The sequence below is a fragment of the Pseudomonas sp. MWU12-3088 genome, assembly GCF_023242405.1.
In the GTDB taxonomy this organism is placed as follows: Bacteria; Pseudomonadota; Gammaproteobacteria; order Pseudomonadales; family Pseudomonadaceae; genus Aquipseudomonas; species Aquipseudomonas kribbensis.
Genome location: NZ_JALJEA010000002.1, coordinates 607,547 through 632,579, shown reverse-complemented (window position 1 = coordinate 632,579; position 25,033 = coordinate 607,547). Strand labels below are relative to the sequence as shown.

General features: G+C 61.9%; 21 protein-coding genes. 12 read left to right on the top strand and 9 right to left on the bottom strand.

From position 1 onward, the window contains the following. Positions 1-216 precede the first annotated feature (216 nt). From M5B98_RS08655 to M5B98_RS08635, 5 genes are all read left to right on the top strand, one after another. Positions 217-1,779 (top strand): glycosyltransferase, encoded by a 1,563-nt coding sequence (locus M5B98_RS08655; RefSeq protein WP_248742461.1) that lies wholly within the window; start codon positions 217-219, stop codon positions 1,777-1,779. Then, a complete protein-coding gene (locus tag M5B98_RS08650) occupies positions 1,773-3,077 on the top strand; it encodes a glycosyltransferase (protein ID WP_248742460.1) in 1,305 nt (434 codons plus the stop codon). Before M5B98_RS08655 ends, M5B98_RS08650 begins: the two co-directional genes overlap by 7 nt. Before the next feature lie 103 nt (positions 3,078-3,180). Continuing rightward, positions 3,181-3,996, top strand: a complete 816-nt coding sequence (locus tag M5B98_RS08645) for a class I SAM-dependent methyltransferase (RefSeq protein WP_248742459.1) — start codon at positions 3,181-3,183, stop codon at positions 3,994-3,996. An 80-nt stretch (positions 3,997-4,076) separates the two neighbouring features. Next, the gene (locus M5B98_RS08640; protein WP_248742458.1) at positions 4,077-5,273 is read left to right on the top strand and encodes a DUF3142 domain-containing protein; all 1,197 of its coding nucleotides are present in this window, start codon (positions 4,077-4,079) and stop codon (positions 5,271-5,273) included. Continuing rightward, complete coding sequence (locus M5B98_RS08635) at positions 5,260-7,395, top strand: hypothetical protein (RefSeq protein WP_248742457.1); 2,136 nt, start codon at positions 5,260-5,262, stop codon at positions 7,393-7,395. The genes M5B98_RS08640 and M5B98_RS08635 overlap by 14 nt, the downstream gene beginning before the upstream one ends. Here M5B98_RS08635 and M5B98_RS08630 read toward each other — a convergent pair. Beyond that, positions 7,392-8,021: a LysE family translocator gene (locus tag M5B98_RS08630; protein WP_248742456.1), complete on the bottom strand. Its 630-nt coding sequence runs from the start codon at positions 8,019-8,021 to the stop codon at positions 7,392-7,394. The genes M5B98_RS08635 and M5B98_RS08630 overlap by 4 nt on opposite strands. Before the next feature lie 144 nt (positions 8,022-8,165). Between M5B98_RS08630 and M5B98_RS08625 the strand changes: the two genes are divergently transcribed. Next, on the top strand, positions 8,166-8,639 hold the full coding sequence (locus tag M5B98_RS08625; protein WP_007954205.1) for an Lrp/AsnC family transcriptional regulator: 474 nt from the start codon (positions 8,166-8,168) through the stop codon (positions 8,637-8,639). 37 nt (positions 8,640-8,676) lie between these two features. Here the strand turns inward: M5B98_RS08625 and lpdA are convergent, their stop codons facing one another. Then, complete coding sequence (gene lpdA / locus M5B98_RS08620; RefSeq protein WP_248742455.1) at positions 8,677-10,077, bottom strand: dihydrolipoyl dehydrogenase; 1,401 nt, start codon at positions 10,075-10,077, stop codon at positions 8,677-8,679. A 194-nt stretch (positions 10,078-10,271) separates the two neighbouring features. Between lpdA and hflK (M5B98_RS08615) the strand changes: the two genes are divergently transcribed. The 5 genes from hflK (M5B98_RS08615) to cfaB all read left to right on the top strand — a co-directional run bounded on the left by hflK (M5B98_RS08615) (position 10,272) and on the right by cfaB (position 17,594). After that, positions 10,272-12,230: a protease modulator HflK gene (hflK, locus tag M5B98_RS08615; protein ID WP_248742454.1), complete on the top strand. Its 1,959-nt coding sequence runs from the start codon at positions 10,272-10,274 to the stop codon at positions 12,228-12,230. Continuing rightward, the gene (hflC, locus tag M5B98_RS08610) at positions 12,227-13,270 is read left to right on the top strand and encodes a protease modulator HflC (RefSeq protein WP_248742453.1); all 1,044 of its coding nucleotides are present in this window, start codon (positions 12,227-12,229) and stop codon (positions 13,268-13,270) included. The genes hflK (M5B98_RS08615) and hflC overlap by 4 nt, the downstream gene beginning before the upstream one ends. Next, entirely contained in the window at positions 13,267-14,325 is a 1,059-nt protein-coding gene (gene hflK / locus M5B98_RS08605) for a protease modulator HflK (protein WP_248742452.1), read from the top strand. Before hflC ends, hflK (M5B98_RS08605) begins: the two co-directional genes overlap by 4 nt. Next, positions 14,322-16,229: a heavy metal translocating P-type ATPase gene (locus M5B98_RS08600; RefSeq protein ID WP_248742451.1), complete on the top strand. Its 1,908-nt coding sequence runs from the start codon at positions 14,322-14,324 to the stop codon at positions 16,227-16,229. The genes hflK (M5B98_RS08605) and M5B98_RS08600 overlap by 4 nt, the downstream gene beginning before the upstream one ends. 177 nt (positions 16,230-16,406) lie before the next feature. After that, positions 16,407-17,594 (top strand): C17 cyclopropane fatty acid synthase CfaB, encoded by a 1,188-nt coding sequence (cfaB, locus tag M5B98_RS08595; protein WP_085708771.1) that lies wholly within the window; start codon positions 16,407-16,409, stop codon positions 17,592-17,594. 1 nt (position 17,595) lies between these two features. On the opposite strand, the gene cls is transcribed toward cfaB, so the two are convergent. Further along, entirely contained in the window at positions 17,596-19,035 is a 1,440-nt protein-coding gene (gene cls, locus M5B98_RS08590; RefSeq protein ID WP_248742450.1) for a cardiolipin synthase, read from the bottom strand. A gap of 146 nt (positions 19,036-19,181) precedes the next feature. On the opposite strand from cls, the gene M5B98_RS08585 reads away from it, so the two are divergent. Next, positions 19,182-19,700 carry a DUF3617 domain-containing protein gene (locus M5B98_RS08585; RefSeq protein WP_085708773.1) on the top strand — a complete coding sequence of 173 codons (519 nt, stop codon included), beginning with the start codon at positions 19,182-19,184 and terminating at the stop codon, positions 19,698-19,700. 40 nt (positions 19,701-19,740) lie between these two features. On the opposite strand, the gene M5B98_RS08580 is transcribed toward M5B98_RS08585, so the two are convergent. The 6 genes from M5B98_RS08580 to folE2 are packed head-to-tail and all read right to left on the bottom strand — an operon-like array spanning position 19,741 to position 24,953. Then, positions 19,741-21,078, bottom strand: coding sequence for a dihydroorotase (locus M5B98_RS08580; protein ID WP_248742449.1), 1,338 nt, complete (start codon positions 21,076-21,078; stop codon positions 19,741-19,743). Positions 21,079-21,081: 3 nt separating this feature from the next. Beyond that, positions 21,082-21,642, bottom strand: a complete 561-nt coding sequence (locus M5B98_RS08575) for a DapH/DapD/GlmU-related protein (RefSeq protein ID WP_248742448.1) — start codon at positions 21,640-21,642, stop codon at positions 21,082-21,084. Further along, on the bottom strand, positions 21,639-22,514 hold the full coding sequence (locus tag M5B98_RS08570) for a metal ABC transporter substrate-binding protein (protein WP_248742447.1): 876 nt from the start codon (positions 22,512-22,514) through the stop codon (positions 21,639-21,641). The genes M5B98_RS08575 and M5B98_RS08570 overlap by 4 nt, the downstream gene beginning before the upstream one ends. A gap of 11 nt (positions 22,515-22,525) precedes the next feature. Then, a complete protein-coding gene (locus tag M5B98_RS08565; RefSeq protein ID WP_248742446.1) occupies positions 22,526-23,392 on the bottom strand; it encodes a metal ABC transporter permease in 867 nt (288 codons plus the stop codon). Continuing rightward, entirely contained in the window at positions 23,392-24,060 is a 669-nt protein-coding gene (locus M5B98_RS08560; protein ID WP_248742445.1) for a metal ABC transporter ATP-binding protein, read from the bottom strand. The genes M5B98_RS08565 and M5B98_RS08560 overlap by 1 nt, the downstream gene beginning before the upstream one ends. Continuing rightward, a complete protein-coding gene (gene folE2 / locus M5B98_RS08555; RefSeq protein ID WP_248742444.1) occupies positions 24,057-24,953 on the bottom strand; it encodes a GTP cyclohydrolase FolE2 in 897 nt (298 codons plus the stop codon). The genes M5B98_RS08560 and folE2 overlap by 4 nt, the downstream gene beginning before the upstream one ends. Between the last annotated feature and the right edge of the window lie 80 nt (positions 24,954-25,033).

Here is a 25,033-nt window from a genome sequence, read left to right as displayed (position 1 = left end):
GGTTCACGAATCCTGAACGGATGTGTTTAGAATGCCCCTCGTCGTGGTTTGCCGAGCGTCGCCAGAGTGGTTGCGCAGCACGGTGAAACTGACCACAAAAACAAGAACGACGACGTGCTTCGGGACACAGGACGATTGTCGGCCATGCCGACCCGATCCGATGCCAGGCCGTCATAGCGTGAGGCTGCCGGGATGGCGGTCGCACCGTGGGATGCCATGAATTTCATTCTCTACTCGGACGTCAACGACCGCTCCATCAGCCAGAGTCTCGGGCGTCCCGAATACAGCTATTACTTCGTGCTCAAGGCTTATCGCCCGGTGCTCGAAAGCCTCGGGCGGGTGCATGTAGTGTCCACTCGCGCCGAGGTCGATCCACTGTATCGACAACTGCTCGCCTCCGGTGAAAGCAGTGTGTTCCTGTCCTTCACCCCGCCGCAAAATACCCCGACCGATCTCGAGTGCCCGACGATCTGCGTGATTGCCTGGGAGTTCGACTCCATCCCCGATGAGTCGTGGGACGGCGACCAACGTCAGGACTGGACGCAGATGCTTGCTCGACAGGGACGGGTCATTACGCTGTCGAGCCACACTGCCCGGGCGATCCGCCGGGCCATGGGCGAAGATTTTCCGGTGCTGGTATTGCCGACGCCGCTATGGGAAAACTTCGCGGCCATTCGTGAGCAGCATGTCAGCGCGCCGATCAATCCCGGAACGACCCTGGCGATCAAGGGCTGCATTTTCGATAGCCGCACGCTGGGACTGTCCGCCGATGACCTGCTGCCCAAACCACTGACCGCCGAGCAACTGGCCGAAATCGAGGCGCGACGTCCACCACCCTTGACCTTCAAGCGCCGCCTGGTGATTGCCCGTCATTATCTGCGCCTGTGGGTGTTGAACCCGAGCGATCAACCCGAGCCCATGGCCCGCGTGAAGTACCTGCACCACGGCTACTGGGAAGGCTTTCGCGATCTGTTCTCGGACAAGGCCCATGCCTGGCTCGAACGACGCCTGCCGAACATTGCCGGCCCCCACGAAGTGGCGGTGGACGAGCCGCCGCCACTGGACCTGCCGGAGACCTCGGGGGTGGTCGAAACCACCGTCGATGGCGTGATTTACGTCACCGTGTTCAACCCCAAGGATGGCCGCAAGAACTGGCATCACTTGATCACCGCGTTCTGCTGGGCCTTTCGCGAAACGTCTGACGCAACGCTGGTGCTGAAGATCACCCAGAACGATCTGGCGTCCTACTACAGCGAACTGATGACCTTGCTGGCGCAACTGACGCCGTTCGCCTGCCGGGTGCTGGTGATGCATGGCTATCTGGACGATCCGCAATATGCGCGGCTCTACCAGGCCGCCAGTTATTACGTCAACGCGTCACGCTGCGAAGGGCTGTGCCTGCCGCTGATGGAGTTCATGTCCAGCGGCAAACCGGTGATCGCTCCGGATCACACGGCGATGGAGGACTACATCGACGGCTCGGTGGCCTTCGTCGTCCAGTCCAGCGAAGAGCTGACGATCTGGCCCCAGGACACCCGCATCATCTACCGCACCCTGCGTCACCGGCCGGACTGGGGCTCGCTCAAGAGTGCTTACGAGAACAGTTACCGGATGGCCAAGGCACAGCCGCAGGACTATCGCCGAATGTCGGTCGCCGCTGTCGAGCGCATGCACGACTACTGCGCTTTCGCCCCGGTGCAGCAGCGCCTGGCGGATTTCTTCGGCCTGGTGCCAGCGGCTGCCGATGACGCCCCCGTGACGGACAACGCCCCATGCTGATCATCATTCATTCGGAAACCAACCAGCACACCATTGCGCAGAACCTCGGCCGTTCCGAGTACAGCTATTACTTCGTGCTCAAGGAATACCGCCCTGTGCTCGAGCGTCTCGGGCGGGTGGTGGAAGTGACGGACCCGGCCCGTGAAGTCGACGCGCTGTACCTGGAATGTCTGGCCCGAGGCGAGCCGTGCGTATTCCTGTCGTTCTCGCCGCCCCATCGCACGCCGATTCATCTGGTCTGTCCGACATTGCCGGTATTCGCCTGGGAATTCAGCACCATCCCCAACGAGCCTTTCGACGGCGAGCCACGCAATGACTGGCGCACGGTGTTGCGCGCTTGCGGCGCGGCAATCACTCACTCCAGCTACACGGTCAACGCGGTGCGCGAGGCCATGGACGCCGACTACCCGATTGTCGCGGTGCCGGCGCCGGTGTGGGACCGCTTTGCCGCCCGGGGTGCCCAGCTGCAAGGCCAGCCCTCGACGGGGCCGGTGCGCCTGAAGATCAAAGGGCTGGTGGCCGACAGTCGCCAGCTCGACCTCGACGCCTTCGGTCCGAAGCATCTGCGCCGTGGCAAGGGCATCGACTTCGAGGCGCCGGTTCGCGAGCAGGAGTTGTTGCTGGACGGCGTGGTGTACACCTCGGTGTTCAACCCTGGCGACGGGCGCAAGAACTGGGAAGACATGCTCAGTGCATTCTGCGTGACGTTCCGTGAGGTCGAAGACGCTACGCTGGTGTTCAAACTCACCCACCACGATGCCGAAGAAGCCCTCAGCGACATCCTTCACCATCTGTACAAAAACCAGTCCTACCGCTGCCGCATCGTGCTGATTTACGGCTACCTCGCGGACGCGGACTACGAGCGCCTGGTGCAGGCCACCCGTTATGTGGTGAACACGTCCTACGGCGAAGGCCAGTGCCTGCCGCTGATGGAGTTCATGTCTTGCGGCAAACCAGCGGTGGCGCCACGCACCACAGCGATGATCGATTACCTGAGCGAAGACAATGCCTTTCTGGTCGAGTCCACCGATGAACTCACCGCGTGGCCTCACGATCCGCGCAAGGCGTTCCGCACGCTTCGCTACATGACCAACTGGGCGTCGGTCTGCGTCGCCTATCGCAACAGTTACGAGGTGGCGAAACACCAGCCACAGCGTTACGCGCAGATGTCGGCTCAAGCCGTCCTGAGCCTGCAAGGGTTTTGCAGCCAGGCTGTGGCCGAGCAGCGCTTGCAGGACTTTCTGGCACAACTGTTCGAACATCGTGCAATGACAGCCGTTGAGATCTCCGGCTCATGATCCGCGTGCTGACTCGAAGCTTGCGACCTCGTCAGGTGATCTTCGCCCGTCAACCGCTGCAAACCCTTTCGCCCACCGCCGACCCTTTTTCTGGAGCCAACCCATGCTGAGACTTTTGAAGAAACTCACGGCATCGACGCCTGCACAGCCTGCCGTGCCGGTGGTCGAGGACGTCGACACGTTCCAGCTCGGCTTGCGCGATGCCATGCTCAGCGGCTGGTTCAACCATGACACCGGCGAGCTGTACACAGGCTTCCCGGTGGGGCCCGAGGACACACTGGTCGACGTCGGTTGCGGTGACGGCGGCAACATGCAGTTCTGCGGGATGCGCGGCGCGCGGATCATCGTCGCCGACATCGACGCGGCGAAGATCGAAGCCGCTCGTCAGCGGCTCAGCGAAACCTCGGCGCGCAGCGTCGAATACCACGTCACCGACGGCAATCCGCTGCCGATCGCCGATGGCACCGCGACCCGTGTGGTGTCTACCGAGGTGCTTGAGCATGTCGATAATCCGGCACAGTTTCTCGCCGAACTGGTGCGGATTGGCCAGCCGGGCGCCCTGTATCTGCTGAGTGTCCCGCACCCCAGTTCCGAAGATGTGCAAAAAGGCATCGCAATACCGGAGTACTTCGAAAAGCCCAACCACATTCGCATCATCAGCGAAGAGCAGTTCAAGGCCATGGTCAGCGAGGCGGGCCTGGAGATCGTCAGCCACAGCCAGTACGGTTTCTACCGGTCACTGTGGATGCTGCTGTTCTGGGAAGCCAACGTGGATCTGGGGAGTCCCGATCATCCGTTGCTCAATCAATGGACCAAGACCTGGGAGGCCGTGCTCAACTCGCCACGTGGCACGCAGATCAAGCACGCGCTGGACAGCGTCATGGCGAAAAGTCAGGTCATCATCGCCCGTAAACCGTAGCGCGTTTTTTCCGGGAGCGGCCGCGCTCCCGTCGGTTTTGTGTAACCTTGCAGCCTTGTGTTGCCAGGGATTTGCACGTCATGCGGTTTTTTTTCGGGCTGTCAGCATTGCTTGTTGCAGCCCAGTTGCTGTCTGCCTGCGAGCGTCAGGAAGCAGCACCTCTCGATCAACAACTCTACGTCTGGCAACGCCAGTGGACGCCGGGCCATGAGGCGGCGCTCAAGGGCAGCCGCGCGGATTTCTCGACCTTGCGGGTACTGGCGTTGCAGGCTTTCCCGCAGGCAGGCTGGAGCCGTGTGCGGATCAAGCCGCCGTTGCTGAAGAGCGATGGCCGGCCGCTGATCGCGGTGATTCGCCTCGATGGTCAGCTTAAAGCGCTGGACCAGGAGCAGGTTACGGCGCAGATCCTTCAGGTGATCGATGACTGGCAAACCCGGGGACTCACGCTGGTCGGGGTCGAGATCGACCACGATGCCGGCAATGCGCGGCTGCCGGCGTACGCTGACTTCCTGACTCATCTGCGTACGGCTTTGCCGTCATCACTTCCCTTGAGCATCACTGCGCTGCCGGCATGGCTCGACAGCCCGCAACTGCCGGCGTTGCTGGCGACGGTCGACAGCAGCGTGCTGCAGGTACATGCGGTCAGCGATCCGCGACGCGGTCTGTTCGACCCTGAGCAGGCGCGCAACTGGGCGAAGCGCTGGGCGCGGGTCAGCGATAAACCGTTCTATCTGGCCCTGCCTGCCTACGGTGTGGCGCTATTGCCGGACAGTGATGGCGCGCCAGTGGTGGAAAGCGAGGTGACGCTGGAGCGAAGCGGGGAGCGCCGTGAATTGCTGGCCGATCCACAGCAACTGAGCCGACTTGCCAAAGAACTGCGTGAGGATAGACCGGCGCACCTGGCCGGGCTGATCTGGTTCCGCCTGCCGCTGACCAATGACCGCCGTGCCTGGAGCCTGACCACATTGGGTGCAGTGGCCAGAGGCGATGCGCTGTACAGCAAACTCGACGTGAGCTTCAAGGCGCAGGACGGCCTCTACGACATCTCGCTCGGCAACGCCGGCAACCTTGATAGCCCCTGGCCTGCGCGTTTGCGGGTAAAAGCCAGTCGCTGCGAAGGCGCCGATGCGCTGGCCGGTTATTCGTTGCAACAGTCAGCGGATCTGCTTACCTTCACCCGCTTGCGCGACGGCCGATTGCCGGCGGGCGGGCAGCGTGCGATCGGTTGGGCACGTTGCGCAAATATTGATCAAGGAGGTTCGCATGTTGACCCGTAACTGGCCCCGTCACCTGCTTTGCCTGAGCCTCAGCCTGCCGCTGGGATCGGCGCTGGCCTGCGGCCCGGATTTCCCGATGCGTCTGCTCGACGATCGCGGGCAATCGCTGGCGGAACTGCCGGAGGGCAATTTCAGGTTCGAGATCAGTCGCCTCGGCAAAGCCATTCCCGGGCTGAAGAACGTCACGGCGGTCACCTACAACCCGGACGACGTCTATGGCGAACCGAAGGAGCCCGCTGAACTGCGCGAGAAGGCCGAGCAGCTGGGCCTGAGCGTGGAGCAGCAGGCGCTGGTCAAACAACTGCGCAGCCTCACCAATGCGCGTCAGGTCGAGGAGCAGGGCGCGAGCCTGCCGGCGGAGCTGCGTCTGTATGTGGCGGGCGCCGTGGCGTTCGGCGCTGGCGATCATCAACTGGCCGTCGAATATTTCCGTCAGTTGCTGGCGCTGCCGGCCGATCAACGTGCGTTGCGCAGTACCTGGGCCGCTTATTCGCTGGGACGGGCGTTCTTCGCCATGAGCAGCGAAGCGGGTGATGCGCTCGAGGCGTTGGAAAACGCCATCGAAGCCTTCCGCCAGACGCGGCAACTGAGCATCGACGGTTTCAGCGATCCGCTGGAGCTTGGCGTGGCCAGCCTCGGCGAAGAAGCACGAGCGCTGCGCACGGCGGGCAGTTGGGACAAAGCCATCGAACTCTACGCCACGCAAAACCTGCATGGCTCGAACGTCGGCTACACCTCGTTGAAGTTGTTGATGAACGATCTGGCCGAAGAACCCGAGGATCGACTGGAAAAGTTGCTGCGTGGCAAAGCCGTACAGCAATTGGTCACCGCATCGCTGATCAGCCGGATCGGCTGGTCGTTCGGCGATGAGCCGCCGAACGAGAAAAAACTGATCAAGGCCCTGCAAGAGAGCACCCGCGGCAGCCTCGATAATGCGGATCGTCTGGCGGCCATGAATTATCAACAGGGCGATTACGCCAGCGCCAAGGCGTTCCTCGAACACGCCGGCGACAGCGGCCTGGCGTGGTGGCTGCGGGCGAAACTGGCGGTGCGCGATGGCGATAAAAACGCCGCTGCAGCGGCTTATGCCAAAGCCGCGCAAGCCTTCCCGCAGGACGAGTCCTGGGGCGAACGGCGTACCGCCGACTGGAATCTTGAATCCCTTCAGCCTAAATGTCGGGTCGAAGGTGAAAGCGCGATTCTGGCGCTGCAACGTGGCGAGTATCTGCAGGCGTTCGATCAGTTGTATCGCAGCCAGAGCATTTACTGGTTCGACGCTGCGACCGTGGCCGAGCGGGTCCTGACACTTGATGAGCTCAAGCAGTATGTCGATGCCAAGGTCCCGGCGCCGCCCGCGCTGAGCCAGAAGGATCGCGACAATTACGTGCCGCTGCCGGTGGCCGCGAGCCTGCGCAATCTGCTGGGGCGACGCTTGTTGCGTGAGGGTCACTACGAAGAGGCGGTCGGTTATTTCGACAACCCCGATCTGCAGCACAAGGCCCGGCTCTACGGCCAGCAACGGATGAAAGCCGATTCGGCGTGGTGGCCGACCAAGCGCGCCAGTGCGCTGTTCAATGCCGCATGGACGGCCCGCGAGTGGGGCATGGACATCCTGGGCTACGAAATGGCCCCGGATTACGCGACCTTTGGCGGCAACTACAGCCTGGAAACCACTGAGCTGAAAGTCGGGCCGTTGGTGAGCGAAGCCGAAGTGCAACGGCAGAAGGACAGTGAAGCGCAGCCGGATGAGCGCTATCACTACCGCTTTGTCGCCACGGCGCTGGCCAGTCGTGCGGCGGATAACCTGCCGCATACCAGCCAGGCGTTCGCCGCCGTGCTGTGTTCGGCCGCCGGCTGGAACAGCAGCCTGGAAGAGCAGAGCGCGTTGTACAAGCGCTATGTCGATGAAGGGCCTTACGTTCCATGGGCTGTGGACTTTGGCCACCAGTGCCCATATCCGGACTTCGAAAACGCCGACAAGCGCTATGTCACCCAAGTGACCGATTCGGTGCGTTCGACACTGCGGCCCTACAAGTGGCCGGTGATCGGTGTGATTGTCGCGTTCACGGCCGTTGCGTTGTTGCTGATCAGCCGCCGCCAGCGCAAGGCCCGCAAAGCCTAAGCCTGCTGCACGAACGTCAGGCGCACGGCAAAGCCGATCAACAGGCTGCCGAACAACCACTGCTGCACCCGTTGGGCCGTCGGGCTGTGTTTCAGCCAGAGGCCCAACGCCGTGCCGAGCAAGGCATAGGCGCTGTCGAACAGCAGTCCTGCGGCCACCAGCATCGCGCCGAGCGCCGCAAACTGCGTCAGCACCGGTGCACCATCCGCCACGATGAACTGCGGCAGAAGCACCGAGCAGAACAGCAAGGCTTTCGGGTTGAGCAGGTTGGTCAGCAGGCCACGGCGAATCGCTGCGCGCCACTGCCCCTGGCTGTCCGTTACGGTGCCGGCGTTCAGATCGGGCAGCAGCGTAGTACGCAGGCATTGAATGCCGATCCACAGCAAGTATGCCGCCCCGGCCATGCGCACCGCATCGAACGTCCATGGTGCAGCCTTGAACAGCGCCGCCAGCCCCAACGCCGCGAGTGCTACATGACAACCTCGGGCAACCGCCAGCCCCACCGCCGTGGCCAGCGCTGCACCGCGACCCTGGCGGGCGCCGGTCTGCAACAGCAGGATCATGTCCGGGCCGGGCAGCAGATAGACCACTGCCAAAGCCAGGAAAAACAGCCAGAGACTCGCCATGTCGCACCCCTTTCGTTGTCGATTCGGTGCAACCAGTCTATGACCGAGGGGCAGGGCAGGTGCTTGCGTAGTTCGCTTCTATAACCGCATGGATTGGCATAACCTGCTTTCTTTTTGCGCTTACACCATCAGGATCTGCCAACCATGAAACTGGACGCCTTCGATCGCAAGATTCTCGCCGCGCTGCAACGGGACGGGCGCCTGAGCAACGTGCAACTGGCGGACGAAATCGGTTTGTCCGCGTCGCCGTGCCTGCGCAGGGTGCGGATGCTGGAGGAGGCCGGGGTGATTCGCGGTTATCAGGCGAACCTGGATCGCGATGAAGTAGGGCTGGGGCTGACGGTGTTCGTCGGGGTCAAGGTCGAGCGCCACAACGATGAACAGGCCGAGGCGTTTCATCGGGCGGTGACGGCATTGCCGGAGGTGATCTCGGCGTTTCTGGTGTCCGGGGAGTCGGACTTTCTGCTGCAAGTGGTGGTGCCGGATCTGCGCGCCTACGACCGTTTTTTAACCGGTTGTCTGCTGAAACTGCCGGGGGTGAGCGACATTCGCAGCAACTTTGCGATTCACACGGTGAAGACCCCGGGAGCGCTGCCCCTGGGGCATTTGCCGTCCTGATACTTCCCGCGTTGCGCGGGAAGTATCCGCGAAGTGCTTACATCTGCGTCGCCATGCCCTCGACATTCATGGCCGCCTGACGCAGCGCCTCGGAGCGGGTCGGGTGAGGGTGGCAGGTCAGGGCAATGTCTTCGGCCGACGCGCTGAATTCCATGGCCACGCAATACTCGCCGATCATTTCACTGACGCTCGGGCCGACCAGGTGCACGCCGAGAACTTCGTCGGTGTGCGCGTCGGCGATGACTTTGGCAAAGCCTTCGGTTTCGTGATTGATCTTCGCCCGGCTGTTGGCAGTGAACGGGAACTTGCCGACCTTGTACGCCCGGCCTTCGGACTTGAGCTGCTCTTCGGTCTTGCCGACGCTGGCCAGTTCCGGTCGGGTGTAGATCACGTTCGGAATCAGGTCGTAGTTGACCTCGCCCGCCTTGCCGACGATTTGCTCGATGCAGGCCATGGCTTCGTCTTCGGCCTTGTGCGCCAGCATCGGTCCGGACGTGACATCGCCGATCACCCAGACGCCCGGGGCTTCGGTGCGATGGTGTTTGTTGGCGAGCAAGCCGCGCTTGTCGGTGCTGAGGCCGACGTTTTCCAGCCCCAGGCCTTGGGTGTAGGGGCGACGACCGATGGCGACCAGCACGTAATCGGCTTCAAGCAGTTCGGCGGTGCCGCCGGCTGCCGGTTCGATGCTCAGTTGTACGCCGCTGGCCGAGGACGTGGCGCTGGTGACTTTCGAACTCAGTTTGAAGCTGATGCCCTGTTTGCTCAGCGAGCGCTGCAGGGTCTTGCCGGCTTCGCCGTCCACGCCCGGGCAGATGCGGTCGAGGTATTCCACCACCGTCACCTGCGCGCCGAGCCGGCGCCAGACCGAGCCGAGTTCGAGGCCGATCACGCCGGCACCGATCACCACCAGATGCTTGGGCACTTCGCTCAGGGACAGCGCGCCGGTGGAGTCGAGAATGCGCTGGTTGTCGATCGCCACGCCGGGCAGGGGAGTGGGCTCGGAACCGGTGGCGATGATGATGTCGGTGGCGCTCAGTTCGATCCGGCTGCCCTGATCGCCGGTCACGCTGACTTTTCCGGGGCCGTCGATGTGGCCCCAGCCCTTGATCCAGTCAACCTTGTTCTTGCGGAACAGGAACTCGATGCCTTTGGTCAGGCCGGCGACGCTTTCGTCTTTCTGCTTCATCATCTGCGCGAGGTTGAGCGTCGGTTTGACCTCGATGCCGAGGTTGGCGAATTCCGCGCCCATCGCCGCGTCGTACAGTTCGGACGCGTGCAACAACGCCTTGGACGGCATGCAACCGACGTTGAGGCAGGTGCCGCCCAGCGTGGCGCGGCCTTCCACGCAAGCGGCCTTGAGGCCCAACTGGCCGGCGCGGATCGCTGCGTTATAACCGCCGGGCCCACCGCCCAGAATCACTACGTCATAGTTGCTCATGCGCTTACTCCTGGCTGAAGAATGCGGATCGCTAAAAATTACGTGCGTAATATGTGCGTTTCCGGACATTTCGGTCAAGGCTTCAGGAACGCGACAGGTTGAGCGACTTTGAATGGCGCAAATGAGTACAAATATTTCACTGCTTTCGTTATATCGTAACGAGTTAAGCAGTGAGCCAAGGGTTTTGGGGGGTTATGCAAGTCGATCTGGACGTTGATGGCACGCAAGTGACCGGTTTGCCGCGCTTTCAGCAGGCGGCGGCCCAGGGTCGCCGATTGCGCCGGTTGGCCATCGGACTCGGCGGGTTGGCCGTGGCCGGAGTGGTGCTGGCGTTTTTTGTTGGCCTGTTCGCCTCGCAATCGTTGTGGCCGGCGCTGTTGGTCAATCTGAGTGCGGCGTTGCTGGTGCTGGTCGCCGGGTTGCAATCGGCGTGGTGGGTGACCGATTGGCGAGCGCGGGTGATCAACCCGGTGGTGCCGGTTACCGTCGAGGAAGAAACGCCCGGGCCGGACGGCTGGTACGAGCGACTGCTGGATCGACTGAGCCGCCGCAGCCTGCATGTACTGGGGCAGATCGGTGCAGCGACATTATGGCTGGGCGGTCTGGCGCTGTTGGCGTTACTCGGCATCGAGCAGGTGTGGAATCTCACACTGCAACCGACAGCCGTGGGTTTGTCCGCTTCCGTCAGCGCTGCGATTGCACTGCTGCTGGCTTTCGGTCTGCTGGTGCTGGAGCGGCAACTGGCTCAGGAAAACCCGGCGCAATGGCCTGAGGCCGGTGTGCTGGCGCAGTTGAGTCGCGTGACGATCATCAGCCTGGTGCTGGGCGCATTGTGCTTGTTGTTCGCCAGCGAGAGTTCGGTCTGGCCTGTGCGACTGGCGGTGCTGATCGGCATCCTGCCGGGGCTGGTCGCGGCGGAGTTGCTGCTGCGTGCAGTGCTGTCATTGTTCAGTCCACGTCGCGAACAGCTCGAACCGGTGCTGCTGGCCCGCAGTTTCGTCGCCGATCTGCTGCGTTGGCCACCACAACCGCTGCTCGCGTTGCAGCACGAATTGCACAACCGCTTCGGTATCGACCTGCGGCAGATCTGGGCTTTCAGCTACATGCGCCGCGCGTTCCTGCCGGTGTTGGTGCTGGTGGCGGCAGTCGGCTGGTTGCTCACCGGCATTCATGAAATCCCACTGCAAAGCCGTGGCATCTACGAGCGCTTCGGCAAGCCTGTGCAGGTGTTCGGCCCCGGTTTGCATGCCGGCCTGCCATGGCCATTGGGCCGGGTGTTGAGCGTGGAGAACGGCGTAGTACACGAACTGGCGACCAGCGTCGGCGAAAACCCGGCGCCGGTTCAGCCGGATCCTGCTGAAGGTCCGGCCCCGATCACCGCCAATCGCTTGTGGGATGCCAGCCACGTCAATGACAAATCCCAGGTCATCGCCAGCAGCCGTGGCGAGCAACAGAGCTTCCAGATCGTCAACATGGACGTGCGTTTCGTCTATCGCATCGGCCTCAGCGATCAGGCGGCATTGGCTGCGACTTACAACAGCGCGGATGTGCCGACGCTGATCCGCAGCACTGCGAGCCGGATTCTTGTCCACGATTTTGCATCGCGCACCCTCGACGGTTTGCTGGGGCAGGACAGGGTAGGGCTGGCTGACGAGATCGGCCGCGCCGTGCAAAGCGATCTGCAGAAACTCGACAGCGGTGTAGAGATTCTCGCCACTGTGGTCGAGGCGATTCATCCACCCGCCGGTGCCGCCAATGCTTATCACAGCGTGCAAGCGGCGCAGATCGGTGCTCAGGCGTTGATCTCTCGCGAGCGTGGGGCGGCGGCCGAAGCGAGCAATCAGGCGCAGTTGCAGGCCAGCCTCGCGCGCGATCAGGCCAGTGCCAATGCCCACGAAACCAGCTCGACCGCCCGCGCGGCGGATCTGAAATTCAGCGCCGAGCAAAAAGCCTACGCCAGCGCCGGCCAGGCCTTTGTGCTGGAGCAATACCTCAGCCAGCTCAGTCAGGGACTGGGCAAAGCCAAACTGTTGGTGCTCGACCATCGTCTGGGCGGCAGCAACAACGCGCCGACCATTGACCTGCGTACGTTCACGCTGCCGGCTGACCCGTCGCCGGCGCGCACCACCGCTCAACCAGGAGCCACCCATTGAGCCAGTCGCATACTCACGATCACCATGACCACAGCGGTCATGACCATGCTCATGGCGGCCACCACCATCACGGGCATCACCACCATCATCACGGCGCGCCGGAAGAGGCGGGGCCTTTCCCGTGGCGACGCATGGGCTGGGCGGTGTTGCTGGTGGCGTTTGCCATCGCAGCGGCCAGTCTGGTGCAGGTGCGTTCCGGTGAAGCCACGGTCATCACCCGCTTCGGCAATCCGTCCCGGGTGTTGCTGGATCCGGGTCTGAGCTGGCGCTGGCCGGCGCCGTTCGAAGCGGCGATCCCGGTGGATCTGCGCCTGCGCACCACCTCGAGCGGTTTGCAGGACGTCGGCACCCGCGATGGCTTGCGCATCATCGTGCAAGCGTATGTCGCGTGGCAGGTGCAGGGTGATGCGGACAACGTCGAGCGTTTCATGCGTGCGGTGCAGAACCAGCCGGACGAAGCAGCGCGGCAGATTCGTACCTTCGTCGGCTCGGCACTGGAGACCACCGCCAGCAGTTTCGATCTGGCCAATCTGGTGAACACCGATGCCAGTCAGGTGCACATCGCCGATTTCGAAGCGCAGTTGCGTCAGCAGATCGATCAGCAATTGCTCGCCACTTACGGCGTGCGCGTGGTGCAAGTGGGCATCGAGCGATTGACCTTGCCGTCGGTGACGCTCACCGCAACGGTTGACCGGATGCGCGCAGAGCGTGAAACCATCGCCACCGAACGCACGGCAATCGGCAAGCGCGAAGCGGCGCAAATTCGTTCTGGCGCCGAGCGTGATGCGCGAATTGTGCAGGCTGACGCGACGGTGAAAGCGGCTGAAATCGAAGCGCAATCGCGAGTCGAAGCCGCGCAGATTTATGGCCGCGCTTATGCCGGATCGCCACAGCTGTATAACCTGCTGCGCTCACTGGACACCCTCGGCACCATCGTCACTCCGGACACCAAATTGATCCTGCGCACCGACGCCGCGCCGTTCCGTGTGCTGGTGGATGGCCCGCCGACTATGGACAGCAAGACCGGAACGCAGCCATGAGTGAAGTTCCACGTGGAACAAACTCGTTGAACAGTCCGTGGATTCAGGCGGGACGTCTGGCATTTTTTGCCCTGTACGCGGTGACGGTGCTGGCGGCGTTGGCCTGGGCGTTTTCCAATGTGCGGCAGATCGATCCGCAGAATCGCGCAGTGGTCATGCATTTCGGCGCACTGGATCGCATCCAGAATGCCGGGTTGTTATTGGCCTGGCCGCAGCCGTTCGAACAGATTGTTTTGCTGCCGGCAGCGGATCGGGTCATTGAACGTCGAGTGGAAAACCTGCTGCGCAGTCCCGCTGCAATACAGGCAGATCGCGTCGCGACATTCGCCACGCCGATAAGTGATGCATTGGCCGGCTCCGGCTATTTGCTCACCGGTGATGCCGGTGTGGTGCAGCTGGATGTGCGGGTGTTTTACAAGGTCACCGATCCCTATGACTTCGTACTGCAAGGCGATCATGTGCTGCCGGCACTGGATCGACTGGTGACCCGCAGCGCGGTGGCCCTGACCGCGGCGCGAGATCTGGACACCATTCTGGTGGCGCGCCCGGAACTGATCGGCGCAGATAATAAAGCTGCCGAACGACGTGAACGGCTGCGTGGTGATCTGGTGCAAGGCATCAATCGTCGCTTGGCTGAATTGAAGGCCAGCGGGCAGGGCATCGGTATCGAGGTTGCGCGGGTCGATGTGCAATCAAGTCTGCCCGAGCCTGCGGTCGGTGCATTCAATGCCGTGCTGACGGCCAGTCAACAGGCTGACAAGGCCGTGGCCAATGCCCGCACCGACGCTGAAAAAATCACCCAGACCGCCAACGAATTGGCCGACCGTACGTTGCAGGTGGCCCACGCCCAGGCCGGTGAGCGTCTGGCGAAAGCCTCCGCGGATACCGCCACTGTTCTGAGTCTGGCTCAGGCCCGACAGCAGGGCACCGACCCGCAAATGCTGCTACGCCTGTACCGCGAACGGATACCGAAAATTCTCGGCCAGGCCGGTTCGGTCACCACGGTCGATCCGAAAGACGATTCCCGCCTGATCATTCAGGGAGCCAGTAAATGACTGCCACTACCGCTGCACCGAGCCTGTTGTCCTCGGCCGAGCAACGCCGCGCTGCACGTCAGTTGACCCTGGCGATGCTCGCCCTCGGCCTGCTCGGGCTCGGGTTGATCTGGCGCTGGTTGATGCCGGAACAAACCGGCGTCAGTCAGTTGCTGCTCGGTTTTGCTTCCTTATTGGTCGCGGTGCCGGTGATGCGTTCGGCGTGGTTCAGCTTGCGTTATCCGAGCCTGCACGGCATCACCGACCAGTTGATCGCACTGGCGATGCTTGGCGCCTGGGCGACTGGCGATCTGCTGACCGCCGCGCTGTTGCCGATCATCATGATCTTCGGCCATGTGCTGGAGGAGCGCAGCGTGATCGGCTCGCAGGAAGCGATTCACGCGCTGGGCCAGCTCACTCGCAGCCATGCGCGAAAAATCCAGGCGGACGGCACAGTCATCGAAGTCGATAACGGCACGCTCAAGGCCGGCGACACCGTAGAAGTCCGGGCCGGCGATCGGGTGCCGGCGGACGGTCTAGTGTTGTCCGGCCAGGCCAGCCTCGATACGGCGTCGATCACCGGTGAGTCGGTGCCGGTGGAAGCGGGTGTCGGAATGACCGTGTTCGGCGGGGCGATCAACCTCGATGGCCTGCTGCGCATTGAAGTGACCCGCACCGGCGATGAATCGACCCTGGGCAAGGTCATCGCCCTGATGCAGAACGCCGAGCGCTCCAAGCCGCCGATCACCCGGCTGCTGGAACGTTATGCCGGCAGCTACATGGTGCTGGTGTTGCTGCTCGCGGCGGTAACCTGGTTTGTGACCAACGATGCACAGGCAATGTTGGCGGTGCTGGTTGCAGCCTGTCCTTGTGCGCTGGTGTTGTCGGCACCGGCCACGGCGATTGCCGGTGTGGCGGTCGCGGCGCGGCACGGGATTTTGATCCGCAGTTCGGCGTTCCTCGAAGAACTGGCCGACCTTACTTCGCTGGTGGTCGACAAGACCGGGACCCTGACTTACGGCACATTGCGTTTGCAGTCGATCAACAGCGCGCAGGCGGATCACGATTCGGTGATGGCACTGGCCGCCAGTCTTGGTGCTGCCAGCAGTCACCCGGTCAGTCGTGCACTGGCCGGACTGGTCCACGCGGATAACGTGCTGATGCTGACCGACATTCACGAACGCCAAGGTCTGGGCGTGGTCGCCAGAACCGAGCAGGGCGAAGCAGCGCTGGGTCGTCCGGAGCTGTTTGCGCAGTTGGGCATCCCGACCACATCGATTCCCGAGCACGACGGCCCGATTGCCGGCCTGGCGTTGAACGGTGAATTCCTCGCCTGGCTGTTGCTGGCCGACAGCGTCAAACCGGAAGCGAAATTCGCCTTGAGCGAACTGCGCGAGTTGGGCCTCGGTCGGCAACTGCTGTTGACCGGCGACCGTCAGAGTGTGGCGCAGACTCTGGCCCGTGATGTCGGCCTGCATGAAGTCGAAGCCCAGGCGTTGCCTGAAGACAAACTCAATCGCGTGTTGAAGGAAATCGACAACGGTTTCCGGCCGATGGTGGTCGGCGACGGCATCAATGATTCGCTGGCACTCAAGGCCGGTGTGGTGGGTGTTGCGATGGGTGCGGGCGGTGCGGACATTGCGCTGGCGTCCGCCGACATCGTGCTGATCGGCAGCGATCTGCGACGGCTCGGCACCTGTGTGCGTCTGAGTCGCCAATGCCGACGCACGCTCCAGGTAAACGTGATCATCGGTCTGGGCTGGACGCTGGCCATCGTGGTGTTCGCCGCATTTGGCTGGCTGGGCGCGGCCGGGGCGATGATCGCTGCGCTCCTGCACAACCTGAGCACTTTACTGGTGCTGGGCAATGCCGGCCGCTTGTTGCGATTCCAGGAGCCGTTGCTGAAGCTGAACGAGCAGAACTGATCATTTTTCGAACTGTGCGCCGGTCTTGAAGTCTTCTGAGAAGGCGCACTGAAGCATGGAGATCGGTGCCATTACGGCCGTTTTGGCTGATAGGTGGCGACTATCGAATCGATAGCCTGCTAATTTTCAAGGATGGTCTACCCTCAGATCAGACGTCTGAAACCAGGGGGATATTCCATGCTCGCGCAACTTCCACCGGCCTTACAGAATCTGCAGCTTCCGCTTCGCCTGCGACTCTGGGACGGCCATGAATTCAATCTGGGCCCGACGCCCAGCGTCACCATCGTGGTCAAGGACCCGTTGATGGTGTCCCAGTTGACCCATCCAAGTCTCGACGCGCTGGGGGCGGCGTTCGTCGAGGGCAAACTCGAACTCGAGGGCTCGATCAGCGAGGTCATCCGGGTTTGCGACGAATTGAGCACGGCGCTGCTCGATGAAGATGAAGACAGTCAGCCGGTGCGAACCGTGCACGACAAGGAAACCGACGCCAAAGCCATTTCCTACCACTACGACCTGTCCAACGCTTTCTACCAGCTCTGGCTGGACAGTGACATGGCGTATTCCTGCGCCTATTTCGAAACCGGCAGCGAAACCCTGGAGCAGGCCCAGCAGGCCAAGTTCCGGCACCTGTGTCGCAAGCTGCGTTTGCAACCGGGCGATTACCTGCTGGACGTCGGCTGCGGCTGGGGCGGTCTGGCGCGTTACGCCGCCCGTGAGTTCGGTGCCAAGGTGTTCGGTATCACCCTGAGCAAGGAACAACTGGCGCTGGCCCGTGAGCGGGTCAAGGCTGAAGGCCTGGAAGACCAGGTCGAACTGCAACTGCTCGACTACCGTGATTTGCCGCAGGACGGTCGGTTCGACAAAGTGGTGAGCGTCGGCATGTTCGAGCACGTGGGCCACGCCAATCTGGCCGAGTACTGCAAGACCCTGTTCGGCGCGGTGAAAGAGGGCGGTCTGGTGATGAACCACGGCATCACCGCCAAGCACACCGATGGCCGTCCGGTGGGACGCGGTGCCGGCGACTTCATCGAAAAATACGTGTTCCCCAACGGCGAGCTGCCGCACCTGGCGATGATTTCGGCCGAGATCAGCGAGGCCGGTCTGGAGATCGTCGATGTCGAGAGCCTGCGTCTGCACTATGCGCGCACCCTGGACCACTGGAGCGAACGACTGGAAGACAACCTCGAAGCCGCCGGCAAACTGGTGCCGGATCAGGCCCTGCGTATCTGGCGTCTGTACCTGGCCGGTTGCGCCTACGCGTTTGCCCGGGGCTGGATCAATCTGCACCAGATCCTCGCGGTGAAGGCCCACGCCGATGGCAGCCATGAACTGCCGTGGACCCGCGATGACATCTACAACCCTTGAGCTAGAGAATCGGTGAAATCAGCCGGGCGATCCGCATGCCGAGTTGTTGCAGGCGGTGGATCTCCCGGCCTTCTTCCTTGGCAATTTCGTAGGCCTGGGCGAAGTCGTCGTTGAGCATCTGTTCCACATGGCCGGCAAATTCGCTGTCGACTGTCAGCAACATCACCTCGAAATTCAGCCGGAACGAACGGTTGTCCAGATTGGCGCTGCCGATGGCGCTGATTTCGCTGTCGACCAACACCACTTTCTGATGCAGGAAACCCGGTTCGTAGCGGAACACCCGCACCCCGGCGCGCACCGCTTCGAACGCGTAAAGGCTCGACGCGGCGTAAACGATGCGGTGATCGGGACGGGAGGGCAGCAGCAACCGCACATCGACACCTCGCAGAACGGCGAGGCGCAAAGCCGCGAAAACGGCTTCGTCAGGAATGAAGTAGGGGCTGGTAATCCATACGCGTTCGGTGGCGGCATGGATGGCTTCGACGAAGAATAGCGAGCAGGTTTCGTAGGCATCCGCCGGACCGCTGGCCAGCAGTTGGCAGAGCACGCCGTCTTCCGGGTAAACCTCCGGCAGGATCAGCGGAGGCAGCGTACGGGCAGCCCAGAACCAGTCTTCGGCAAATGACTCCTGCATGCAGGCGACCACTGGCCCGCGTACCTGTACGTGGGTGTCACGCCATGGCGCAAGAGGTGGTTTTTCGCCCATGTATTCGTCGCCGACGTTGTGCCCGCCAACAAAGCCGATCAACCCGTCGACCACGACGATCTTGCGGTGATTGCGGAAATTCACCTGGAAGCGATTGAGCCAGCCGCTGCGGGTGGCGAACGCCTTGACCTCAACACCGCCGTCACGCAATTCCTGCACGTAGCTGTGGGGCAGGGCGTGGCTGCCGATGCGGTCGTACAGCAGATGTATCGCGACACCTTCGGCGGCTTTCTTCAGCAGCAGTTCGCGCAGGCGTTGGCCGAGGCGATCGTCGTGAATGATGAAAAACTGGATCAGCACGGCTTCCCGTGCCTGGTCGATTGCGTGGAAAATCGCTTCGAAGGTGGCGGTGCCGTTGATCAGCAATCGCACTTCATTGTTGGCCAGGCACGGCATGCGTCCCAGCTTCGGCATCGCCCGCAATGAGTCGTAGGCGTTCGAGGCACGAGCGGTCAGGGCTTCCTCTACCCAGGGCCGCCAGTTCAGTTCGGAAACGGCCTGGCGCATCTGTTCATTGGCCTGACGTCGGGCCTTGATGTAACCGTCGAAGGTGCTGCGACCGAACACCAGATAGGGGATGAGGGTGAGATAGGGAATGAAGATCAGCGACAGCGCCCAGGCGATCGCGCCTTGCGCCGTGCGGACGGTCAGCACCGCATGGATGGCGGCAATGGTGCCCAGGCTATGTATCAGCGCGATCAGATAACCGAAGATGTGCGGTCCAAAATAATCCATGGGGCAACCTTGCTCCTGAAGATTCAATGCTTAACAGACCATGTTCCTCTGCGGTTGTCGCTATTTTCTTTTTAGCCATGAAAGCAGGCCATGAACCGAAACAAGCGGCCGACGTCTAACGGCCATTACTGATCAGGAGTTTTTCAATGAACGTTCGTCTGCTGGGTTTGGCGCTGGGTCTGGGGTTGGCCTTGCCGTTGGTGGCTCAGGCACAAATGCTGCAGCCGGGGTTGTGGGAAATGACGTCGAGCAACGTGAAGGTCGATGATCAGGCCATGGACGTGCAATCGATCCTCGGCCAGATTCAGGGCCAGATCACCCCGCAACAAAGGGCAGAGCTGGAGAAGCAGGGGATCAACATTGGCGGCAAGGGCATTCGTGCCTGCCTGACACCGCAGCAAGTGGCGACCAACGATATTCCGCTGGCGGACCCTCAGTCGGGCTGCAAACAGCAGATCACCGAGCGCAACGGCAACCAATGGAAATTCCGTTTCAGTTGCCCGCGAGCCTCGGGCACCGGTGTGGCGACGTTCGTCAGCGATCGTGAGTTCACCACCATCGCCAACGGCACGTTCAATGCCATCGGGATCAACCAGAAGGGCAGTCTGGAAACCCGCGCCGTGTGGTTGGGCCAGGACTGCGGCACCGTCAAACCAAGAGCCTGAATATCGAACCGCCCCCACAATATTGTGGGGGCGGTTTTTTCTAGCGCATGAATCGCAACGGCAATCCCTGACACCCGTCATGCAGGCGGTTGTCGTGCCACGCAACCTGTCCCGACACCAGCGTCGTACTCACCCGATGGCGAAAGCTGCGACGGGCAAACGGCGTCCATCCGCACTGCGACAGGATCGGTTGTCTTGATACCGCGACACCCTCGGGCTCTGGTTGAATCAATATCAGATCCGCCCAATAACCTTCCCTCAAATAACCGCGATCCGGAATGGCAAACAGGTCTGCCACCCGGTGGCTGGTCTTCGCCACCAGCGTGGTGATCGGCAGCACGCCATCCGCTACCAGTTCCAACAACGCCGGCAACGCATGTTGCACCAGTGGCAGGCCGGACGGTGCGTGCGCATACGACAGCTGTTTCTCCGCCCAGGTATGCGGAGCGTGGTCGCTGCCGATTAGATCCAGTCGATTGCTCAACAAGGCCAGACGCAGGGCATCGCGATCAGCCTGGCTTTTGATCGCCGGGTTGCATTTGATCTGGTTGCCGAAGTCCGGGTAGTCGCGATCATCGAACAGCAGATGATGCAGGCAAACCTCCGCCGTGATGCGTTTGTGCGCCAGAGGTTTATCCTCGAACAGCTCCAGCTCCCGGGCGGTGGTCAGGTGCAGCACGTGCAGGCGAGTGCCATGGCGTTTGGCGAGCTCCACCGCCAGCGAAGAGGAGCGATAACAGGCGTCGGCATTGCGGATCAGTGCATGGGCATCGGGCGGAAGATGTTCGCCGAACTGCTCGCGCAACCTGGCGGCGTTGGCCTCGATGCTCGGTGTGTGTTCGCAATGGGCCAGCAGGATCGTCGGTACCTCGGCGAACAATCGCTCCAGCGTCCGGGGATCATCGACCAACATATTGCCGGTCGACGCGCCCATGAACACTTTGACCCCGGCCACTTCACTGGGATTGAGCGCCGCGACGGTGTCCAGGTTGTCGTGACTGACGCCGAAGTGAAAGCCGTAGTTGGCCACCGAGTTGATCGCCGCTCGACGCTTTTTGTCGGCCAGCGCTTCGAGGGTTAGGGTGGCCGGGTTGGTGTTGGGCATGTCCATGAAACTGGTGATGCCACCGGCCACGGCTGCGCGGGATTCGGTGTAGATGCTGCCTTTGGTTGGCGAGCCCGGCTCACGGAAATGTACCTGGTCGTCGATCATTCCCGGCAACAGCCATTGGCCGTTGGCGTCGATTTCCAGTGTGGCGTTTTCTCCGAAGATGCTGCGGCCGATCTTGACGATGCGACCGTGGCTGACCAGCAGATCGGCGTAGAACTCATGCCCGTCATCAACCAGGCGCGCATTGCGAATCAGCACACTGTTCATGGTTCAGAACTCGTTCTGCAGGGCTTTGTAGCCGCGCACCAGATCGACGTTGGTGCGCGCCACGTCTTCGGAAAACTCCGAAGCGCTGACGCTCACCGGCGGGAATTGCGAAAGGTCGGTGTTCGGGCCGATGCGGGTGGTGGAGGGCACGTAGAACGCATCCGGCAGATCCCGGCCGTCGACCACCGAGTTGTGCCGCACCACGCAACCGTTGCCGACCGCGCAGTTGAACAGCACGCTGTTGAAGCCGATGAACACCCGGTCGCCGACCTTGCATGGCCCATGCACGATCGAGCGGTGGGCGATGGAGCTGAACTCACCGATGGTCACCGCCGCACCGGATTTGGAGTGAATCACCACGCCATCCTGAATGTTCGAATTGGCGCCAATGGTGATCGGCTCCATCTCGCCCGAGGCGTCCACTTCATCGGCGCGAATGACCGCATAGGGGCCGACGAACACGTTTTCGCCGATCACCACTTTGCCGCAGATGATCGAGGTTTTGTCGACGTAGGCAGACTCGGCAATTTGCGGCAGATCGCCGGAAGGATTTTTGCGGATCATGGTTGGCTCAGGGCGTCGTAAAGGGTGTTGAGGTTGTATTCGAACAGGCCGGTGAACGTGCTGGCCGGACCCGAAGCAGCGAGGGCGTCGGAGTACAGCGTGCCGCCAATGTGCGCGCCGCTTTCGTCGGCGATCTGTTTGAGCAGGCGTGCGTCCTTGATGTTTTCCATGAACACCGCTTTGACCTTGGCCTGACGGATCTGGGTGATCAGTGCAGCAACTTCAGCGGCGGAAGGTTCGCGCTCGGTGGACAGACCTTGCGGTGCCATGAAGTCGATTCCGTAGGCTTGGCCGAGATAACCGAAGGCATCGTGGCTGGTGACGATCTTGCGATTGCCCGGTGGCAGGGAACCGAGCTTGGCCTTGGCTTCAGCGAGGAGGGCGTAGATCTGTTTCAGGTAGGCCTTGCTGTTGCGTTCGTAGTCGGCTTTGTTCGCCGGGTCGGCGGCGATCAGAGCCTTGGTGATGTTGGCGACATACAACTCGGTGTTGGCCAGGTTGTGCCAGGCGTGAGGGTCGGGAACGGTCTCGCCGTCTTCATCCAGAGAGCGGGGGATCACGCCGTGGCTGGCGCTGATGACGGTGGCTTTGGTATCGGTGCTGTTCACCAGGCGGTCCAGCCAGGGTTCAAAACCCAGCCCGTTTTTGACGATCAGTTTTGCTTTCAGAAGTGCCTTGGCATCGTCCGGCGTTGGTTCGTAGGTGTGGGCATCGGCGTCCGGGCCGACCATGTTGGTGATCTGGATATGCTCGCCGCCGACCTGATGCGCCATGTCGGCAAGGATGCTGAAACTGGTGACCACCGGCAGTTTCTCCGCCGCCGACAATGACATCGACAGCATCAGGCTGAACAACACAAGTAGAGCGCGCATCGGGAAACACCTCATTGGGATGTGAGCAAGGGCGGGCGGCGCAGCAGGCCATGAACCGGCCCGAGCACGACGGACAACAGGTAACCGATGCCTGCGACCAGCACGATGGCCGGGCCGCTGGGCAGCGAGTAATAGAACGACAGCAACAGACCGAGCCACACCGACAGGCAACCGATCACGGCGGCGATGGCGATCAGGACCGGCAGGCGCCGGCTCCAGAATCGAGAAGCGGCAGCGGGCAACATCATCAGACCGACCACCATCAGCGCGCCGATGGCCTGGAATCCGATCACCAGATTCAGCACCACCAGCGTCAGGAACACGCCGTGGGCGATCGGGCCGAGTCGGCTGACGGTGCGCAGGAAGAGTGGATCGAGGGTATCGAGCAGGAGCGGGCGGTAGATCAGTGCCATGGCCATCAGGCTTAGCAGCGACACGCCCAACATTCCGTTGAGGGTCGGTCCGTCGACTGCCAGTGCCGAACCGAACAGCAAGTGCAACAGGTCGAGACGTTTGCCGGCGATACCCAGAATCAACACACCACTGGCCAGAGAGATCGGGTAGATCGCGGCGAGGCTGGCGTCCTCGCGCAGGCCGGTTCGGCGGGTGATCCACGCCGCGAGTCCGGCCATGCTCAGGCCGGCGCCGAGGCCGCCGAGGGTCAGTGCCGGAAGACTCAGGCCGGCAAACCAGAAGCCGAGTGCCGCTCCGGGGAGGATGCCGTGGGCGACGGCGTCGCCGATCAGGCTCATACGGCGCAGGATCAGGAATACACCCAACGGCGCAGTGCTGCACGCCAGTAGCAAACCGCCGAGCAGTGCCCGACGCATGAACACGAACTCCAGGAACGGTTGCCAGAAATGCGCAGCGCTGAGCATCAAGCCACCTGCACGGTTGGTGATTGCTGGATCAGTTCGTCACTGGGGCCGAACACGCAGCCGCTGTTTTTGATCAGCAGCGTTTGTGGAATGTGTTGGCGGACGGCGGCGAGGTCGTGGCAAATCATCACCAGCGTCCGTCCTTGCGCATGCCAGGTGTGCAGGTGTTGCCAGAGCAATGCCTGGCCCAATTCATCGAGGGCGGCATGGGGTTCGTCGAGCAGCAGCAAGGGCGTGTCGGCCAGACTCAATCGAGCGAGCAGGGCGCGTTGCAGTTCACCGCCGGAGAGGGCCATCAATGGGCGCTGTTCCAGTCCGCTCAAGTGCCAGTCCTCAAGCGCCTGAGTCAGCCGTTGTGTGCGCAGTTGGGTTGATAGTCGGCGCCCCCAGAATCCGGCGGCTACCAGTTCCTGAAGGCTGATCGGGAATTGGCGGTCCAGGTGCTGTTGCTGGGGAAGGAATGACAAACCGCTTTGGCGCGGAACACCCAATGCGACGGTGCCGGCCAAAGGCCTCTGTAGTCCGGCGATGACTTTGAGCAGGCTGCTTTTACCGCTGCCGTTCACGCCGATGATGGCGGTCAGGCTACCGCGTTCCAGTTGAAGACTCAGCGGTGGCGTGAGCGGCTGGCCGGGAGCGCCCCAGCTCAAAGACTGCAGGCGGATCATGCGGTCTCCCGTCGCCAGTGACTTTCAGCGACTGCATCGTGGGCGTGGAGGCTTTCGGCATGGATCACCCGGAGGTGGAACTCGCGGATGCCAGGTGAACGACGCAGCGCCAAGTTCAAGCGCCGAGCGGCGTCTTCGCAGAACATCAGGTTCTGGCCATTGGCGAGGGCGAAGGCTTGTTCGTCCGCGCGTTTCACGGCGGTTTGTACGGCGGTGCCGAGGGCCGCTTCTGCGTCATTGATGGTCGAGGTCAGCGGTAAACCATCGACGAATTCATCCAGGTGCAGATGCAGTTGTGCAGTGCTTCGCTGGCTGTGGGGCGTTGCGACGATCCCTTGAGTCGAGCCCAGCCAGGCCAGAACCTCGGCATGTTGCAACGGCTTGTTGGCGAAATCGTCGACGAATTGCTGCTGGATCAATTGCCTCGCCAGCGCGGCTGAGCACGGGCAAGTCGAGGAATAGGCCACCTCGATTTTGAGTTCCACGTGGAACACTGTGTTTTTCAGAGTGGCTGCAATGGTCACCGGGTAGGTTTTCCATCCTGCCAATGGGCTGACCAATGCGGGTCTTCTGAGCAGCAAATCGGTATGGATATTCAGATAGGCCGAGTTAGCCAGGCCTTCGTGGCTGTCGAGAAAACGCTGCAAAACCTTCTGCAAAAGTGCGGGAGTGAGGTTTCGCTGTTCGAGCATTTCCAGCGCAAGGTACAACCGTGACATATGAATCCCACGGGCTTCGCCGTCATCCAGGCTGACGCCCGCATCGGCTTTTGCTGCCAGGCGTTGGCCCTCGATAAAAACAGGTAGAGCGATACCACGCATTCCCACCCAATCAAGCGGCAAGGCTTGGCGGGCGGCTTGCGCGGCGATATCCGGCAGCGTCAGCGCATTCATGTTCAGTACCATCGTGTTGATTGAATTAGATGTTACATTATAACAATTCAAATCACGATGCCTTTTTCATGAACGGGCTT